Source organism: Halomonas sp. BC1 (assembly GCF_002078135.1).
Classification (GTDB): Bacteria; Pseudomonadota; Gammaproteobacteria; order Pseudomonadales; family Halomonadaceae; genus Vreelandella; species Vreelandella stevensii.
This window is the reverse complement of the sequence record NZ_LFGS01000019.1, coordinates 799756-817379: the sequence shown is the minus strand read 5'-3', so window position 1 is coordinate 817379 and position 17624 is coordinate 799756. Positions and strand designations below refer to the sequence as shown.

The window sequence follows — 17624 nt, the reverse complement described above, 5'->3', positions numbered from 1 at the left end:
AGCCATCGAACCCGCAGGCGGCCACGCCCCCTGCGGGTAACCCGTGATCAGTACGGCGTGATCACCCGAAACGCCCCGTGATGTAATCGTGGGTACGCTGGTCTTGCGGGTTGGTGAAGATCTGGTCGGTGGTGTCCACCTCCACCAGATCCCCCATGTGGAAGAACGCCGTACGGTCAGCCACGCGTGCGGCCTGCTGCATGTTGTGGGTCACCATGACGATGGTATAGCTCTCGCTGAGCTCATCGATCAGCTGCTCCACCTTGGCCGTCGCGATGGGGTCGAGGGCCGAGCACGGCTCATCCATCAGGATGATGTCCGGGCTGACGGCCACGGTGCGGGCAATGCACAGGCGCTGCTGCTGGCCACCCGACAACCCGGTGCCCGGCTGATCCAGTCGATCCTTGACCTCTTCCCAGAGCCCGGCACGGCGCAGGCTGCTCTCGACGATGTCGTCCAGCTCGGCCTTGCGCTTTGCCAGACCGTGCAGACGCGGGCCATAGGCGATGTTTTCATAAATCGACTTGGGAAACGGATTGGGCTTCTGAAACACGATGCCTACCTGGGCACGCAGCAGTACCACATCGCGATCCGGGGCATAGATATCCTTGTCATCCAAGGTGATCTTGCCCTCGACCCGACAGATGTCGATGGTGTCGTTCATGCGGTTCAAGCAGCGCAGAAAGGTCGACTTACCGCAGCCAGAAGGCCCGATGAATGCCAGCACTTCGTTTTCGTACACATCCAGGCTGATACCATTGATCGCCTGACTGGCACCGTAAAAGACCTTGACGTCCTGGGCGCTCATCTTGACCTTGTCGGTGGCTTTACTGGTGCGGCTCTCGCCAGCGCCTACGCTCACCAATGGGGATGTCTTGGGCTCTGTTGAAGTATTCACTTACCACCTCGTCTCGAATTTTTTACGCAGCCAGATTGCCAGTGCGTTCAGGCTCAGCATCAACCCCAGCAGTACAATGATGGCCGCTGACGTACGCGCCTCGAAGAAATTGCGCAGCTCGTTACCCTGCCATAGATAGATCTGTACCGGTAGCGCAGCCGACTGCTCCAATGGCGTGCTGGGCACGTTGGACACGAACGCATTCATGCCGATGAGCAGCAGCGGTGCCGTCTCGCCCAGCGCCTGGGCAACGCCCAGAATGGAGCCCGTCAGGATACCCGGCAGTGCCAAGGGCAATACATGGTGGAAGACCGTCTGCACTTTCGATGCGCCGATCCCCAACGCCGCCTGGCGAATGGAGGGCGGAATCGAGCGCAGCGATGCCCTGGTAGCGATGATGATGGTCGGCAGGGTCATCAGCGTCAGCACCAGGCCGCCCACCAGCGGCGCCGACAGCGGCATGCCCAGATAGCCTATGAAGATGGAAGCCCCCAGCAAGCCGAACACGATGGAAGGCACGGCTGCCAGATTGTTGATATTGATCTCGATGAGATCGGTCAAACGGTTCTTGGGCGCGAACTCTTCCAGGTAGATGGCGCTGGCTACACCAATGGGGACCGAAAGCGTGATCACGATCAGCATCATGAACAGCGACCCCATGAAGGCCCCTGCCAGGCCCGCCGACGCAGGCGAGCTGCGCGAGTCGGTATTCAGGAACAGCGACGTACTGAAGGAGTTACGGATGACGTTCTCATCGTAAAGGCGGTCGGCCCATTCCCGGGTCTGGGCACTCAACTGCTGACGCGCATCCGGCAGCGAGCGGTCGATATTGCCCTTGATCCAGACGTCGACGTTGGCCGCCGCGAGCATTTTCACTTCCACGGTCTGGCCCAGCAAGGAAGGATCCTTGATGAACTTCTCACGCAGTGCAAAGCGCTCACCCGAGGTCACCAGGGCACGCAGATCACGTAGCTGTTGAGGCTCGACCTCGACCCCCAGCGCCTCTTCCATGGCGCGGTCGATCAATGACTGCCAGTTGACCAGTCCTGCCTGGGTCAGCCACGCGGAATAACGTTCGTTGAACGCCGACTGGCTTTCACCGCTGGCGCGCACCGGCTTCTCTTCCAGCTGGATCACTTCGGGGTCGAAGTACACCTCCGGGTAGAGCGTCGCTTGCCAAAACGCCGGCACACCGCGCATCAGAATACTGATGAACAGAATGGCGACCAGGGTCAGGCCGGTCACGACGGCGGCCAACCCGGCAAAGCGAAAACGCTTTTCCTGACGATGACGTCTTGCCAGCGAGTTTTCGATCGTGGTCAGGCGATGCTGACGGCGCTGCTCAATCGTAATAGACATGGTCGCTTACTCGTATTGCTGGCGGTATTTACGCACCACAACCAGTGCGATGACGTTCAGGCCCAGGGTAATGACGAACAGCGTCAAGCCCAGAGCAAAGGCCACCAGCGACTGTGGGCTGGCAAAATCCATGTCCCCGGTCAACTGGTTAACGATGGTCACGGTGATGGTCGATACCGCCTCGAACGGATTACCGTGCAGTACCGGGTTATTACCGGCCGCCAATACCACGATCATGGTTTCACCGATGGCGCGGCTGGCCGCCAGCAGAAAGGCACCAACGATACCCGGCAGCGCCGCAGGCAATACCACCTGGCGAATGGTCTCGGACTTGGTTGCCCCCAGCCCCAGCGCACCATCGCGCAGTGACTTGGGCACCTGAGTAATAATGTCGTCAGAGAGTGACGACACGAACGGAATGATCATGATGCCCATCACCAGGCCCGCGGTGAGCGCGCTGGTGGCGCGAATATTGATACCGACCATATCGCCCAGGCTGGAAAGAAAAGGCCCAATGACGATCAGGGCAAAGAAGCCGTACACGATGGTCGGGATACCGGCTAGAATTTCGATGATCGGCTTGGCCACGTTACGCAGCCAGGGGGGCGCGTATTCGGCCATGTAAATCGCCGTCATCAGCCCCACGGGGATCGCCACCAGCAAGGCAATGATACTCACCATCATGGTGCCCCACAGCAGCGGCAGCAGGCCAAACTCCCCCTGCGCATCGGTGCCCGACGTGCTGAAACGGGGGTTCCAGGTCGTACCCAGGAAGAACTCTGCCGGGCTGATGAAGCTGAAGAACTTCAGCGCCTCACCGAGCATCGACAGCACGATACCCACCGTGGTGAAAATCGCGATGGCGGAGCAGGAAGCCAGCGCAATGGAGATCACGCGCTCGACATGATTACGCGCCCGCCACTGAGGGGAAATACGCCGCCGGGCAAACACCAGCCCCACCACGGCCACCACGGCCATCAGCGCGATCAGCGTGGTGTTCTGGAAAGTCTGCAGGCGCGCCATGTGTGCGGCCGCGGCCAACTCCTCGGCGCTTCCCCCTCCGGCCACGTTACGCTCGTTGGCCAGCGCGGTGATACGCCGCAACAAGGTGTTCATTTCACGTTCGCTCATGCCTGCCACCAGCTCGGGGGGCAGTTGCTGAACGACCAGCATATCAATCAACTGTGGTGCCAACAGCGACCACAATATAAATAGGGCAAGCGCTGGCAGCCCACACCACAGGGCCACCAACGCTCCATAATAACCGGGGCGCGAATGCATTCTGACATCGTGCTCTGCCGCAACCGCGCGACTGCGTGTTAACCCCAAGTGGTAAGCCAAGGCCATTATCACGAGTAGCGTGGCTATCAAGGCAATGTTACTCATTCTCTCTCCGCCCATGATTTCCTACGTTTAAGCGCCAGCACCATTTCCATGATGCTGGCGCAATGCCTACCTGATCATCGCTGTTAAGCGATGGCGGCAGTCTTACTCTTCAACGCTTACCACGGTACGGGCTTCGAATTGAGCCAGTGCTTCAGCACGCTCTTCTTCGCTCATTGGGATCAGACCAGCGTCTTCCAGCGGACTGCCGTAGCCAGAAATCATGTCGTTCAGGAAGAACTCGGTGTACTCGGCCAGGCCCGGGATCACGTCCAGGTGCTCGCCCTTCACGTAGAAGAACAGCGGACGAGAAACGGGGTATTCGCCAGAACCGATGGTTTCCAGGCTGGGCGTCACGCCATCCACCGTGGCCACTTGCAGACGGTCACGGTTCTGGTCGTAGAAGCTCAGACCGAAGACACCAACGGCATCTGCCTGGGCATCCAGACGAGCCAGCGTCTCGGTATAGTCACCGGCGATTTCGACGATACGGCCATCGCCACGCAGCGAGTCACAGGCATCGCCTTCTACGTTGGCGTCGCTTTCACAGCCAGCGTGGATGACTTTCTCTTCGAATACTTCACGGGTGCCGTGGTTGGAAGCCGGAATCACCAGCACGATTTCCTGGTCGGGCAGGCTGCTGTCGATTTCGTTCCAGCGGGTGTAGGGGTTGTCGACCAGCTGACCATCCTGAGTGACTTGAGCGGCAGCGGCCTTGAACACGTGCTCAGGCGTCAGAGCGAACTCGTCACGGTCGATACGCGATGCAAACACGATACCGTCGTAGCCGAACATCACTTCGAGGATGTCGTTGACGCCGTTTTCGTTACAGTTGGCTACTTCGCCACTGCGGATGGCACGAGAAGAGTTGGCGATGTCGATGGTGTTCTCACCAACGCCCTGACAGAACTGGCGCAGGCCGCCACCGGAGCCACCAGAACCGACGACCGGAGTGTTGAACTGGGAATAAGTGTTACCGAACTCTTCAGCAACAATGCTGGCAAACGGCAGTACCGTCGAAGAACCAGCGATTTGCACGGTGTCACGGGCAGTAGCAGCCGTTGATACGCCGGTAGCAAGAGCGGCAGCAACTACAACACCCAGTGTCTTTTTCGTTACTTTCATCGTCGTGTCCCCTTCTAGTTTCATGCCTGGGCTATTCGATTTGAGCCGTTCGGCAATGTTGGCGATTGGCCTTTCACACCGAGGAGTTTGCACAGCGACGATTGCAGAAATATGACAGCGATAATTTTTTTAGCGAGGAGTGTTAACGAAGCGTTGGCCTGGGGCCCTATCACAGCAGCAAACCCAGCGCCGCCAGCGTACACAGGGCCAATGAACAGCGCTGTAGCAGTACTTTATCCAGCCGATGGGCGACCGCATCGGCCAACGCATTACCGATCAACACGGCAGGCAGAAACGTCAGCGCCAGCTTGAAATGCCAGATGCTGAGCTGCCCCGCCAGCGCCAGCGTCGCCAGGGTCAGCAGCGAGGTGATGACGAAGAAGGCCGCCAGATTGCCGCGCATGCGATCCGGCGAAAAGCCGTGCATCAACAGCACGATGGGCGGCCCACCAATGGCAGCCACGGTGCCGAAGATGCCCGACAGTACACCGGCCACGAACAGTGTGACGCGATTCACCGGCAAATGAAAACGGCACAGCGTCACGCCGACCGCAAACAGCACGATGGCGGCAATCAGCGTTTCCAGCACGGCCATGGGCGCCGCCAGCAGCAGCCAGATGCCCAGCCCGTTACCCGGCAGCCGCCCCACCAGTGCCACGCTAATCTCGCGCAGATGCACTTCGTGCCAATAGCGGCGCACCATCATCAGCGAGACCGTAAAACCGAACAGCACCAGCACCACCGGCACCAGCCGTGGCTCCAGCATCAGCAGCAGCGGTGCCCCGACGACCGCCAGGCCAAACCCCGTGGCACGCTGTACGAAAGCCCCCAGCAGCAGCACCCCGGCACAGGCCAGCCATGTTGCCAGAGAAATTCCCAAAGAGAGCTCCATGGTGAGCGCCAGCCATTCGAGCATCGCCACGCCTAGACCGCCTGGGTGAGCTTTCTCACCCCGATATTACCCAGCAGCGCCGCGCCCAGCATGGTCAGCACCATCGGCCAGAGGTGCTCTACCTGGAAGAGGCCCACCAGCACACCCGCCAGCGCGCCACAGCTGAACTGAATGCCTCCCAGCAGCGCCGTGGCCGTGGCGCTGATATGGCCGAAATGATCCAACAGCGACGAGATGGCGTTGGGCGTGATCAGCCCAATCATGCCGGTAAACAGCATCACCAGCGCCACCACGACCGGTAGCGTGGCCAGATCGAAGGCCGTTGCGGCCACCAGTGCCAGCGCGGCACATAGCTGCACCGTCAAGCCAAAGCGCAGGTTCTGCTGGGGCGTGCGCTTGCGCAGAAGATGGATATTCAGCCGATTGGAGAGCGCAATCATGACCACGTTGACCCCAAACACCAGCGGGTAAACGCCCGGAGAGAGGGAGAAATACTCCAGATAAAGAAAGGGTGAGGCCGTTACGAACGCGAAGAGGCCCGCAAACGAGGCTGCCACGGCGCAAATGTACCCCATCCCTTCCCGGTGACGCAGCACGCTGGCGTAGTTACCCAGCACCTGACGAGGAGTGGCAACAGGCAGGCCCGGGGCGCGGGTTTCAGGCAGGCGTGTTCCCAGCAGCCAGAGCAAAAAGCCTGCATAGACCGCCAGAAATACAAAGATCAGCCACCAGCCGGCGATATACAGCAGCAGGCTCCCGACCGCCGGCGCCACCAGCGGCGCCAGCATCATGATCATGGCCATGGTGGACATCACCCTGGCAGCCTCACGCCCGCTGAAACAATCCCGTACGATGGCCGCCGAATTGACCACGCAGGCTCCCCCGCCCAGCGCCTGCACGAACCGCCATGCCAGCAAGGATGCCAGGCTATCGGCGGTGGTGATCATCAAGCTGGCCAGTATGAAGACCACCAGCCCGCTGAGCAGCACAGGTTTGCGCCCCATGCGGTCCGACAGCGGGCCAAAACAGAGCTGCCCCAGCGCAAAGCCGAACAGAAACATACTGATGGAAAGCTCGGTATGGTGAATGCTGGCACCGATACTTTCCGCCAGCACTCCCATGGCAGGCAGGTAGGCGTCTATTGCAAAAGGGGCCAACGCCGTATTGGCCGCCACCAATAGCGCTACGCGACGCGGATTGAGTTCCATACATCTCCTCGAAAGCTACGCTGGTTGGCCGCTCGCTGGCCACTTAGATAGGACGCTAATCATACACTCAACCCCAGGATCGCGCATCGCCCACTCAGAACTGAAACATTTGCCCATTAAGCTGCCCGTCATGATTCAAATGACGCTGTCCTGAGGGCCACGATGATACTCAAAAAGCTGGAAAACATTTCGCTACGCAACCTGAGCCTGGCCGCACTGCTATTGATGGCAGGCTGCCTGCTGATGTTCGCCGCACTGGCCTGGCATATCATGCAGCAGAGCCAGCGTGACCTGGCTTCGCTGGAGCAGGTCAATGTTCAGCAAGCCTCCTCGCTGAATCGGCTGCACATTGCCAGCCTGGAAGGTCTCAATCGCATGGACCGTGCCCTGGAGCGCCAATTGCGTCCGTCGCTCGGTGACCCCATTGCGGCGCTGGAAGCCGTCGAGTATGAATTGAACGAGATGTCCCAGGCGCTTGAAAGCTTCCTGCAGGCCACTCAGGACAGCACCTATTCAGCGTTGCGCGACGCCATTGGTGAGCGCGCCAACCAATTGCTGGCCAGTATGGATGCCCAGCGCAACGCCATTACCACCGGTGACCGCAGCGGCTATCGGCAAATCACCCTGGAAGCCATGGATCATAGCGAGGCCCTGGCAGGCCATGCTCGGGCGTTTTACCAGGTAGCCGATCAGCAGGGTGTCAGCCTGATGCAGGACGCCGAGCAGCGCGCAGGTATGGTGGCCGCTGGGCTGGCGCTGGGCATGGCGGTCTCCCTGACCCTGATGGGCGCCTTGATCTGGCTGGGCCACTTCCAGTTGCTACAGCCCATCCGCCACTTGATCGGCCACTTTCGTCATATGGCCGAAGGAGATCTCAGTGCCGAGGTTCCGGCCCGTGGCAACAACGAAATCGGCCAGCTCTATGCGGCCCTGGGGGTCATGCAAAACTCCCTGATCGAGACCGTCAAGCAACTGCATGACAACAGCCAGCACGTGTTCCAGAGTGCTCAGCGGCTGGCTCTGGGTAACGAGGACCTGGCCACGCGCACCCATCAGCAAACCACCTCACTGGACAACACGGCCACCAACGTACATGCCCTGACCGATAGCGTGGCCCACACCGCCGAGCATGCCCTGAAGGCCAAGGAACTGACCGAACACGCCACGACACAAGCTCAGCAGAGCCACCACACCATGGAAGCCTTTCTGTCGACCATGGAAGAGATCGATGCGAACGCCAAGCAGGTCAACGACATCGTCAACGTCATCAATGGCATTTCGTTCCAGACGAACCTGCTGGCCCTCAACGCGTCGGTGGAAGCGGCCCGTGCGGGCGAACAGGGTCGTGGCTTTGCCGTGGTGGCCGCTGAAGTGCGTTCACTGGCCACCCGCAGCGCAGAAGCTGCCACTCAGATTCGCAGCCTGCTGGCCTCTTCCAATACCAGTATCGAGCGCGGCAACCAGCTTTCCCGAGATGCCAACCAGCAGTTCGAGGAGATGGTCGGCTCGATCTCCACGACTCACCGATTGATTACCGATATTGCCGAAGCCGCCCACCTGCAGCACCAGAACATCGAAGAGATCAACGAGACCCTGCAGGAGCAGACCCAGGTAACCCAGGCCAATGCGCTTCAAGTGGATGCCACCGCACAGGACGCCATGTCGCTGGAGTCGGCTGCCGAAGGCATGCGGGAGCAGGCGGCCCGGTTCAGGATCAGCCAACGGCCGCAGGCCGTCGGCTATCAGTGGCGAGCAGCGGATTCTTCATCATCGTCACCGATCAAGCATACTCAACGCGAGCCAGCCTTGTTAGAGTAACCATGACTCATACAAGGAGCACTGCATGGCCACTAGCCTATTAAGCCAATTGAAAGAGATGACCACCGTGGTGGCCGATACCGGGGATCTGGAAGCCATTCGTCGCTTCCAGCCCGAGGACGCCACCACCAACCCTTCGCTGATTCTTCAGGCGGCCCAGCAGGAAGAGCGCCGCGCTCGCCTGGCCAGTATCGCCAAGGAGAGCACCGACCTGGATGACGCGGTCGATCGGGTGGCAGTGGATATCGGTAGCGAAATCAGCAAGCTGGTTCCCGGTTATGTATCCACCGAGGTCAGCGCGCGTCTCTCTTTCGACAAGGAAGCGACCATCGCCAAGGCCCACTCGCTGATCGAGCGTTATGCCGAGTACGGCGTGGGCCCCGAGCGTATTCTGATCAAGATGGCCTCGACCTGGGAAGGTATTCAGGCCGCGCACCAGCTGGAGCGCGACGGGATTCGTACCAACCTGACCCTGCTGTTCGGCTTTGCCCAGGCCCAAGCCTGCGCCGATGCTGGCGTCACGCTGATCTCGCCTTTCGTGGGGCGGATTCTGGATTGGCACAAGGCGCGCCAGCCTGATGCCGACTTCAGCGGCGCACAGGACCCGGGCGTACAGTCGGTCAAAGGGATTTACGAGTACTACAAAGGCCACGGCTACCCCACCATCGTGATGGGTGCCAGCTTTCGTAACATCGGTGAGATCCAGGCGCTGGCAGGCTGCGACCGCCTGACCATCTCCCCTGCCCTGCTCAAGGAGCTGGACGAGATCGAAGCCGACCTGCCCCGCCAACTCAGCCCCCTCGGCGCCAGCAGCTCACCGCAAGAAGCCCTGGCACAAGCCGATTTTCGCTGGGCAATGAACGAAGACGAGATGGCCACCGATAAGCTGGCCGAAGGTATTCGTAAGTTCATGGCTGACCAGCGCAAGCTGGAAGAACTGCTGAGCACGCTAAGAAAGGGCTAGGCTGCGACTTTTGCACGCCTGCTCACCAGGCGTCTGTGAACAGCCCTCTGGCGCATCACTGACCAGAGGGCTTTATTTTGCAGGAGCCCCTTGGGCTTCCAGCATCTCCACCAGCGGCTGAAACTGCTCGCGGTTATGCTCGTTCATGTGCATCAGGATACGATGTGCTTCCAGAATGCGGCCGCGCAGCCCCTCTTCGTCGGCGGGCTCCTCGGGCAGCTCTTCCAATACCGTCTCCAGCGGTGCCGACTGCTGCAGCGGTGCCGACATCAGCGTAAAGAAGCGCGCAAACCCCATCACATCCAGCATCTGCCGGACATCCGGATTATCCGCAATGATGGTAGGCGGCTGCTCCAGACGGCCTTTGACGGCCATGGCCACCTTGGCGAGAAAGCCCAGCGCCGTCGAGTCGACGTTCGTCGCCTCGCGCAGGTCAATCATCACCGCACGCAGGCCCGGCGTTTCCGCGAGACGTTGTGCCTGGGTATCGAGTGTGGCGCAGAGTGTGAGTCTTACATCACCACACAGCTTTAGAACAAAAACACCAGAATCGAACGCCGCCTTGATGCGGCCTTCTTCAATCAGCATGACCAAATCCGCTCACCATCATGATTGTCAGGTCATCGGGTAAAGCATCGCGGTCCTGGTTCGCCTCATCGTCCTCGTCGTCTCCACTCAGGAGCGAGTTGGTGTTGGCTAGCCGGTCTCGCAGCTGCTCAAGCGTGACACTTTCGCTTACTAGTTGCTCAAGTTCCGTGAGCCGCGTGTCGAGCGTCTTACCCGGCAAGCATTCCAATACACCATCTGAACACAGCCACAACTGGAAGTCGGCTGGCAGCGGACAGCTAAGCGAAGGATACTCCACATCAGGGAAAAGGCCTACCGGCATTCCTTCTCCCGCCAAACGCGTCAGGTTTCCATCCGCCACCAATAATGGCATGGGAAGCTGGGCGCCGAGCGAATAGTGCAGAGTCTTTTCCTCATGGTCAATAACAGCGACAAATAAAGTGGCGTGTTTGCCGATGTCGGTATCCTGAAGTTCACGGTTCAGGGCCGACAACCAGCGGGGCGGCAGCGCTTGGGGGTCCTGACCATCCCACTCGTTCAGCCAGCGGTTACAGAGATACTTCAGCAGCACGGTCACGAAGGCCGAGGAGGCCCCGTGGCCGGACACATCGGCAAAATAGAACACGCTAAAGCGCTCGTTGTAACGCTGATAGTCGAGAAAATCGCCCGACAAATAGAGCGACGGCGCAAACCAGTAATCGTAATAGACGCCGCTGATCACCTTGGGCCTTGGCGGCAGCAGACGGCGCTGAATATGCCCGCCACTCTGCTGATCCATTCTCAGCAGGGCCAAATGGGTTTCCAGGCTTTCGTTCAGCTCCGCCAGCCGTTGTCGGTCACGGTCACGCTCCTGGGCCAGTTGATGCAGCTCGATGGCCTTGCGAATCATCCTGCGCAGCAGTTCGGCATGCCTGAGCGGGTGGACGATGTAATCCACCAATCCAGCGTCGATTGCCTTGATCAAATCCGCATCCTGACGGGTATCACTCACGACCAGTGCGGGCAGGCGATGGGCCAGTTGCGACCACTGCTGCCTGGGCACCGCTCTGGCATGGGCGACAATCAGCGCGGTGCCCACCGGCAGATGATCGATATTGTCTGCGGCAAACACCCACATCCCGTCACAGGTAATCGCCTCGGCCAGCGCATCACGCTCGCTACCGGGTTCATCGATTACCGCGATCAACTGCTTTGCGTGATCCATGTCTAGCCTCAGTCGGCGAAGTCGTCGTCACCAAAGTCGCTATCGTCGAACTCGAAATCGTCCATGGCAAAGGGATCGTCGCCCAGCTCACCATCGTTGATCTCGAACTGTCGACGCTGCAAGTAAGCATCGCGAATGAATCGGTAGCGATCCCCCCGGATCAGTGACTCCTGATCCAGCAGGCCTGCCCGCAAGTGCACGATATCCAGCGCGGTCAGGCCTGCGCGCAGCTGGTGATCGTCCATGTAGGTGATGGGGTGCGCCGCGATATCCAGCGGGAACCCCGACGCATCTCGCAGGGTACGCGGCCCCAGCAGCGGCAGCACCAGATAACGTGAATCTTCCCAGCCCCAGACGGCCAGGGTCTGGCCGAAATCTTCACGCTCGGCGGTGATCTCCATATGCGTCGCATAATCCAACAGCCCCCCGATACCCACCGTGGAGTTGATCAGAAAGCGCGACGTGGCCAGCCCCGCATTGGCAGGCTTGCCTTGCAGCAAACTGTTAATGGCCGTGCGGATTTCTCCCAGGTTGGAGAAGAAATTACCTACGCCAGTCTGCACCGGCTGAGGGGTGACGGTTTTGTACCCCGTGGCCACAGGCTTCAGCGCGTAGCGATCGAGCACGTCATTGAAAGCGAATACTCGCCGATTGAAGCCTTCCCAAGGGTCTTCTGGATGCGCTGACTGCTCAACGGCACCCTCTTCGCGCTCGCCGTCGCGCTCCTGGGGAGACGTGCTGGCACATCCCCCCACGGCCAACGTGGCCAGCAACAGAACGGGGAGCCAGGGGCGCCACGTTCCGGGAGCCGTGTCTTGCGTGGCAAACAACCTCAGCATGGGGTTTCCTCTTTTCACATCATCAACGCATCTTCAAAGTGTACAACGCCAACGCTTCGCCGCTGACGTGGTTTTCACGACGTACTTATCACAAGTACTTATCACAAGTACTTAGCCTTCTCGGCGAAGGATCACGCTACCCGCGCTGTACCCTGCACCAAACGAACAGATCACCCCAATATCGCCTTCCGCCAGGTTCTCGCGATGCAGGTGGAAAGCGATGATGGACCCCGCCGAGCTGGTATTGGCGTAGCGGTCCAGGATGATCGGCGCCTGCGACACATCGGGCTCCTGGCCCAACACCTTACGGGCAATCAGGTCGTTCATATGGCGATTGGCCTGGTGTAACCACATCCGCGAAAGGTCCTCACCGCTCAATTCCAGGGAGGCCAGGTGCTCGGTGATCAGCCTGGCCACCAGCGGGCAGACTTCCTTGAACACTCGCCGTCCCTCTTGCACGAACAGCTTGTCCAGGGCCAGCGGGTCGCTGTCGGTGACTCGATTGAGAAAACCGGCATTGTTACGAATGGCGTTGGAAAACTGAGTGACCAGGCGCGTACCCAGAATCGCATAACGCTCCTTGGCCACGGCCACCTCACTGCTTTCCAGTACCATAGCAGTACAAGCATCGCCGAAAATAAAGTGGCTGTCACGGTCTGTGAAGTTCAGGTGTGCCGAGCAGATCTCGGGATTGACGATCAGCGCACGTTTCACCCGCCCTGCCGCAATCGCATTGGCCGCGGTCTCCAGCGCAAACGTGGCGGAGCTGCACGCCACGTTCATGTCAAAGCCGTAGCCCGACGTGCCCAGCGCTTGCTGCACTTCCACGGCCACGGCCGGGTAGGCGCGCTCCAGGTTCGAGCAGGCCACGATGACCAGCTCAATATCCGCCGCCGATACCCTGGCTGCCGCCAATGCCTGACGCGCAGCTTCGGTCGCCATCTCACACTGAATCGACGGCTCGTCGTTGTCACGTTGTGGCAGTTTAGGCCGCATTCGCTCAGGGTCAAGAATCCCGGCGGCATCGAGCACGTAACGGCTCTTGATACCCGAGGCCTTCTCGATGAACTCGGTGCTCGAATAGGCCAGCGCTGCCCGCTCACCCTGGGCAATGGCCTCGGCATGGCGCGCGTTCTCGCGATCTACCCATGCATTGAAGGCAGCGACCAGCGCTGCATTATCGACCGCGTGTTCCGGCGTATAGAGTCCTGTTCCGGTAATCACTGCCTGTGTCATGCCAACCTCCTTCATTGAATGCCTTGCCCGCGGGTGATCTCTTCCCAACGCTTCTCCAGGCGTTTTGCCGATACCGGCATGTGCGTGCCCAACTGCTGCGCAAACAGCGACACTCTCAATTCCTGTATCCACCAACCGAACGCTACCAGCGTCGGGTCTTCGGCCGCACCACGGCGCTCGCTTTTGCGCCGTGCGTCAAAGCGCGCTTCGAGGGCTTGGACATCCTGCATCAGCATTTGGTCCCTGCCCCGCTCTCGGGCGGCCTTTTCCAATCGAATCAAGGCGGCTTCCATGTAGCGTGGATACTCCGTGAGCCACTCGTCCGCATCACGGATGAAGCCTGGGTAAACCAGCCGCTGCATCTGCGCACTGACATCGCTGTAGACCAGCGCCAGTGCAAAATTAAGTTTCCCTTTCAGAATCTTGCTGACGGCAAGATGGCCTTTCAGTGCCTCTTCGACACGCCCCAGCACGGTCTCGGCATGGGCCACCAGTTGAGGCTGGGTCTTTGCCAGTCGCTCGGCCAGCTCACCGGCAGAACGCGGTAGCGGATGCTGTGCCACGACCTGTGTAAACACCGCCAGCAGCAAATCCTCGACCAGCGCCTGCTTGCTGCCTACCTTGGCGAACAGCAGCGCGCACTTCTCGACCCCAGGCAGCCGTTTGATGGCTTTGACCTGCTCGGGCAGCTTGGCAATGGCCAGCCGCGCCACCCCTTCCTGATGCGCAAACTGCGCCTTGGCGGGATGATCGAACAGGCTGACCTTGAAGTGCCCGCCCTCAGCGACCAAGGCCGGGTAGGCTTCCACGCGAATGCCCGCCTGGCTGGTGACACGAGATTCAGGTAGCGGCGATGCGGGCAGCTCTTCCAGCATGGGTGCCTGGCTGGCCTGCTCGGCCAGCGCCTGGGCGCCGGCACTGGCGGCTTCCTCGAAGCGCCGCTCCAGGGCACGTACATCACGCCCTTGCCCCAGGGTCTTGCCCCTATGATCGACCACCCGCACATTCATGCGCAGGTGTGGCGGCAGCAGATCGAGACGCCAGTCGTCGGGGTGAACCCGCGTGCCGGTACGCCGCCGGATGAACTCGCCAAGCGCCTCGGTCAAGGGGCGCTCGTCCGGCACCAGCGTTTCCAGGGCGGCATCGACCCAATCGGGGATAGGCACCACCTGGCGGCGCAGGCTTTTGGGCAGCGACTTGAGCAGCGCAATACACTTCTCGCGCAACAGGCCCGGCACCAGCCAGTCGAGGGCATGGGCAGGCAGCTGCGGCAGCATCGCCGCGGGCACGGTAAGGGTGACACCATCGTCCTCGGCATCCGGGTCGAAGTGATAGCTCACCGGATAGGCCACGCCCGCCAGGGTGAGGTGGTCCGGGTACTGCGCCTGGGTCACGTCGTGGGCATCACGGGCCTTGAGCGCCTCGAGGTCGAACTTCAGAAGCTCAGGCTGTTGCTGCTCGGCCTGCTTGCGCCAGTGTTCGAAGCCCTTGCCATTGACGATGTCCGCCGGGATGCGCTCGTCGTAGAAAGCAAACAGGCTCTCTTCGTCCACCAGTATGTCGCGGCGCCTGGCACGATCTTCCAGCGCCTCGACCTCTTCGATCAACGCCCGATTATGGGCAAAGAACGCGCCTCGGGTCTGGAATTCGCCCTCGACCAGCGCACGACGAATAAACAGCTCCCGCGACTCCTGGGGCGCAATGGGGCCATAGTGCACCCGGCGCCGGGCAACGATAGGCAGGCCAAACAGGGTCACCTGCTCGAACGCCACCACCTGGGCGCGCTTCATTTCCCAGTGGGGTTCGCTGTAGCTGCTTTTGACCAGATGCTGCGCCTGCGGCTCGATCCACTGCGGGTCGATTTTGGCCACGGTACGGGCAAACAGCTTGGTGGTTTCGATCAGCTCGAAGGCCATGACCCACTTGGGGCTCTTCCTGGCCAACCCGGAGCCGGGATGAATCATGAATTTGCGGTTGCGAGCGCCCAGGTATTCGCGGTTCTCCAGCAGCGTTCCCAAATTGGACAACAGACCCGACAGCAGCGCCTGGTGCAGCTTGCCAGAGGTTTTACGCCGCGCCTGCCTGGCCTGCTCTTCGCTTTCGTCTTCATCGCGAGGCAGCGGTGGCGGCACCTCGATATCCATGTCACGCAGCAGCTGACGCAGTTGGCGGAACGTATCGTGCCACTCGCGCATGCGCAGATAGTTGATGTAGTGCTCGCGACACCAACGGCGCAGCTGATTGCCCGAGAGCGCCTCGCGAGCATTCTCGATGCCGTGCCATAGGTTGAGCAAAGCGACGAAGTCGGAATCCGGGTCGTGCCAGCGCTGATGCGCCTGGTCGGCCGCCTGACGCTTGTCGGCAGGCCGCTCTCGCGGGTCCTGGATGGCCAGCGCCGAGACCACCACCAGCACGTCGCGCAGGCTGCCCCGTTCGGCCCCTGCCAGCACCATGCGCGCCAGCCTTGGGTCGATGGGCAGTTTGGCCAGCTTACGGCCCAGCGGGCTCAACTGGTGCTTGTCGTCCACCGCACCCAGCTCGAACAGCAGCCGGAAACCATCCTTGATGAAGCGGCCGTCAGGCGGGTCGACAAACGGAAAGTCTTCGATGTGCCCTAGCTTCAGCGCCAGCATGGACAGAATCACCGACGCCAGGTTGGTGCGCTGAATTTCGGGGTCGGTAAACGCCGGGCGAGCCAGAAAGTCGTCTTCATCGTACAGCCGAATGCATACCCCTTCGGCCACCCGGCCACAGCGCCCCTTGCGCTGGTTGGCGCTGGCCTGGCTGACGGGCTCGATGGGCAGCCGCTGGATCTTGGCACGGTAGCTGTAGCGGCTGATACGCACCAGGCCCGGGTCGATGACATAGCGAATTCCCGGTACGGTCAGCGAGGTTTCCGCCACGTTGGTGGCCAGCACGATACGTCGCCCGCGATGGGGGGCGAACACGCGATTTTGCTCTTCGTTGGACAGCCGCGCATAGAGCGGCAAAATGTCGGTGCCTTTCAGGTCGGCACGGCGCAGCGTATCGGCGGTTTCCCGAATGTCACGCTCACCGGGCAGAAACACCAGCACGTCCCGGGGGCCGTGGAGCCAGCCTTTCTGGCGCTCGATGGCCTCGATCTCCTGCACGGCATGAAGAATACCCTCTTGCAGCGTGCGGTCTTCCTCGTCCTCTTCGCTGCGCACCAGCGGGCGATAAAGGACATCCACCGGGTAGGTACGGCCCGAGACTTCCACCACCGGAGCCGGCGCGTCAGGCGTGCCGAAGTGGGCCGAAAAGCGCTCGACGTCGATGGTGGCGGAGGTGATGATCACCTTCAGGTCCGGGCGTTTCGGCAGCAAACGCTTCAGGTAGCCCAGCAGAAAATCGATATTGAGGCTGCGCTCGTGGGCTTCATCGATGATCAGGGTGTCATAGCGCAACAGCAGCGGGTCATGCTGAGTTTCGGCCAGCAGAATCCCGTCGGTCATCAGTTTGACCAGCGTCGTGGGCGTGCTCTGGTCATTGAACCGTACCTGATAGCCCACCTGCTCACCCAGTGCCACCTCCAGCTCATCGGCAAGCCTGGCTGCCACGCTGCGCGCCGCCAGTCTGCGCGGCTGGGTGTGGCCAATCAGGCCCTGGCGTCCGCGCCCCAGCTCCAGACACATCTTGGGCAACTGGGTGGTTTTACCCGAGCCGGTTTCACCGGCCACGACCACTACCTGGTGCTCCTGAATGGCCGCCAGAATATCCTCGCGGCGCTCGACGACGGGCAGCTCGCCGGGGTAGTTCAGAGTGACACGCAGGGCTTCCCGCTGGGCCAGCAACTGCGTGGCCTTTGCCATGTCGCGGCGCAGCTCGTTGACACCACGGTCAATCGGCTTGTTGTCACGCTGGCGTCGATTCAAGCCCGACACACGCCGGGCCAAGCGCTCACGGTCGCGTAGCATGACATCACCCAGCGATGCGTCGAGTACCGCCAGCGAAGCAGCAGGATCTTGCGGGGATTCAGTGCGAGAAGAGTGCGTGTCGGTGGTCACGTTAGGCTCGGTTTCCATCTCAGAATAAAACGTCGGCCCACTCATGGAGTGGGCCGACCATTGTACCGCTTTCAATCACGTGACGCCTAACGCCAGCCAATATGGC

Annotated in this window: 13 protein-coding genes; 2 read left to right on the top strand and 11 right to left on the bottom strand. The window is 60.7% G+C overall.

What is annotated here, in order from left to right; genetic code table 11:
- Positions 1-61: 61 nt before the first annotated feature.
- The 6 genes from pstB to B7L72_RS17860 form a co-directional block, all read right to left on the bottom strand.
- Positions 62-808, bottom strand: a complete 747-nt coding sequence (gene pstB / locus B7L72_RS17885) for a phosphate ABC transporter ATP-binding protein PstB (protein ID WP_227408113.1) — start codon at positions 806-808, stop codon at positions 62-64.
- A gap of 90 nt (positions 809-898) precedes the next feature.
- The gene (pstA, locus tag B7L72_RS17880) at positions 899-2257 is read right to left on the bottom strand and encodes a phosphate ABC transporter permease PstA (protein ID WP_016914325.1); all 1359 of its coding nucleotides are present in this window, start codon (positions 2255-2257) and stop codon (positions 899-901) included.
- 6 nt (positions 2258-2263) lie between these two features.
- Positions 2264-3643, bottom strand: coding sequence for a phosphate ABC transporter permease subunit PstC (pstC, locus tag B7L72_RS17875; protein WP_026001751.1), 1380 nt, complete (start codon positions 3641-3643; stop codon positions 2264-2266).
- Between the two features lie 102 nt (positions 3644-3745).
- Positions 3746-4765, bottom strand: coding sequence for a substrate-binding domain-containing protein (locus B7L72_RS17870; protein ID WP_081138386.1), 1020 nt, complete (start codon positions 4763-4765; stop codon positions 3746-3748).
- A gap of 169 nt (positions 4766-4934) precedes the next feature.
- Positions 4935-5681: a sulfite exporter TauE/SafE family protein gene (locus B7L72_RS17865; protein WP_081138416.1), complete on the bottom strand. Its 747-nt coding sequence runs from the start codon at positions 5679-5681 to the stop codon at positions 4935-4937.
- Positions 5682-5689: 8 nt separating this feature from the next.
- Positions 5690-6865 carry a multidrug effflux MFS transporter gene (locus B7L72_RS17860; RefSeq protein WP_081195708.1) on the bottom strand — a complete coding sequence of 392 codons (1176 nt, stop codon included), beginning with the start codon at positions 6863-6865 and terminating at the stop codon, positions 5690-5692.
- A gap of 162 nt (positions 6866-7027) precedes the next feature.
- On the opposite strand from B7L72_RS17860, the gene B7L72_RS17855 reads away from it, so the two are divergent.
- Together B7L72_RS17855 and tal are read left to right on the top strand one after the other, a co-directional pair.
- Positions 7028-8683, top strand: coding sequence for a methyl-accepting chemotaxis protein (locus B7L72_RS17855; protein WP_081195707.1), 1656 nt, complete (start codon positions 7028-7030; stop codon positions 8681-8683).
- A 25-nt stretch (positions 8684-8708) separates the two neighbouring features.
- The gene (tal, locus tag B7L72_RS17850) at positions 8709-9647 is read left to right on the top strand and encodes a transaldolase (RefSeq protein WP_081195706.1); all 939 of its coding nucleotides are present in this window, start codon (positions 8709-8711) and stop codon (positions 9645-9647) included.
- Positions 9648-9719: 72 nt separating this feature from the next.
- Here the strand turns inward: tal and B7L72_RS17845 are convergent, their stop codons facing one another.
- The 5 genes from B7L72_RS17845 to hrpA form a co-directional block, all read right to left on the bottom strand.
- Entirely contained in the window at positions 9720-10235 is a 516-nt protein-coding gene (locus B7L72_RS17845) for an STAS domain-containing protein (protein WP_081138378.1), read from the bottom strand.
- Positions 10225-11418, bottom strand: coding sequence for a PP2C family protein-serine/threonine phosphatase (locus B7L72_RS17840; protein ID WP_081195705.1), 1194 nt, complete (start codon positions 11416-11418; stop codon positions 10225-10227). Before B7L72_RS17840 ends, B7L72_RS17845 begins: the two co-directional genes overlap by 11 nt.
- An 8-nt stretch (positions 11419-11426) precedes the next feature.
- Entirely contained in the window at positions 11427-12257 is an 831-nt protein-coding gene (locus B7L72_RS17835; protein ID WP_081195704.1) for an MlaA family lipoprotein, read from the bottom strand.
- 111 nt (positions 12258-12368) lie between these two features.
- Entirely contained in the window at positions 12369-13493 is a 1125-nt protein-coding gene (locus tag B7L72_RS17830; RefSeq protein WP_081195703.1) for a beta-ketoacyl-ACP synthase III, read from the bottom strand.
- An 11-nt stretch (positions 13494-13504) separates the two neighbouring features.
- A complete protein-coding gene (gene hrpA, locus B7L72_RS17825) occupies positions 13505-17536 on the bottom strand; it encodes an ATP-dependent RNA helicase HrpA (RefSeq protein WP_081195702.1) in 4032 nt (1343 codons plus the stop codon).
- Positions 17537-17624: the final 88 nt, after the last annotated feature.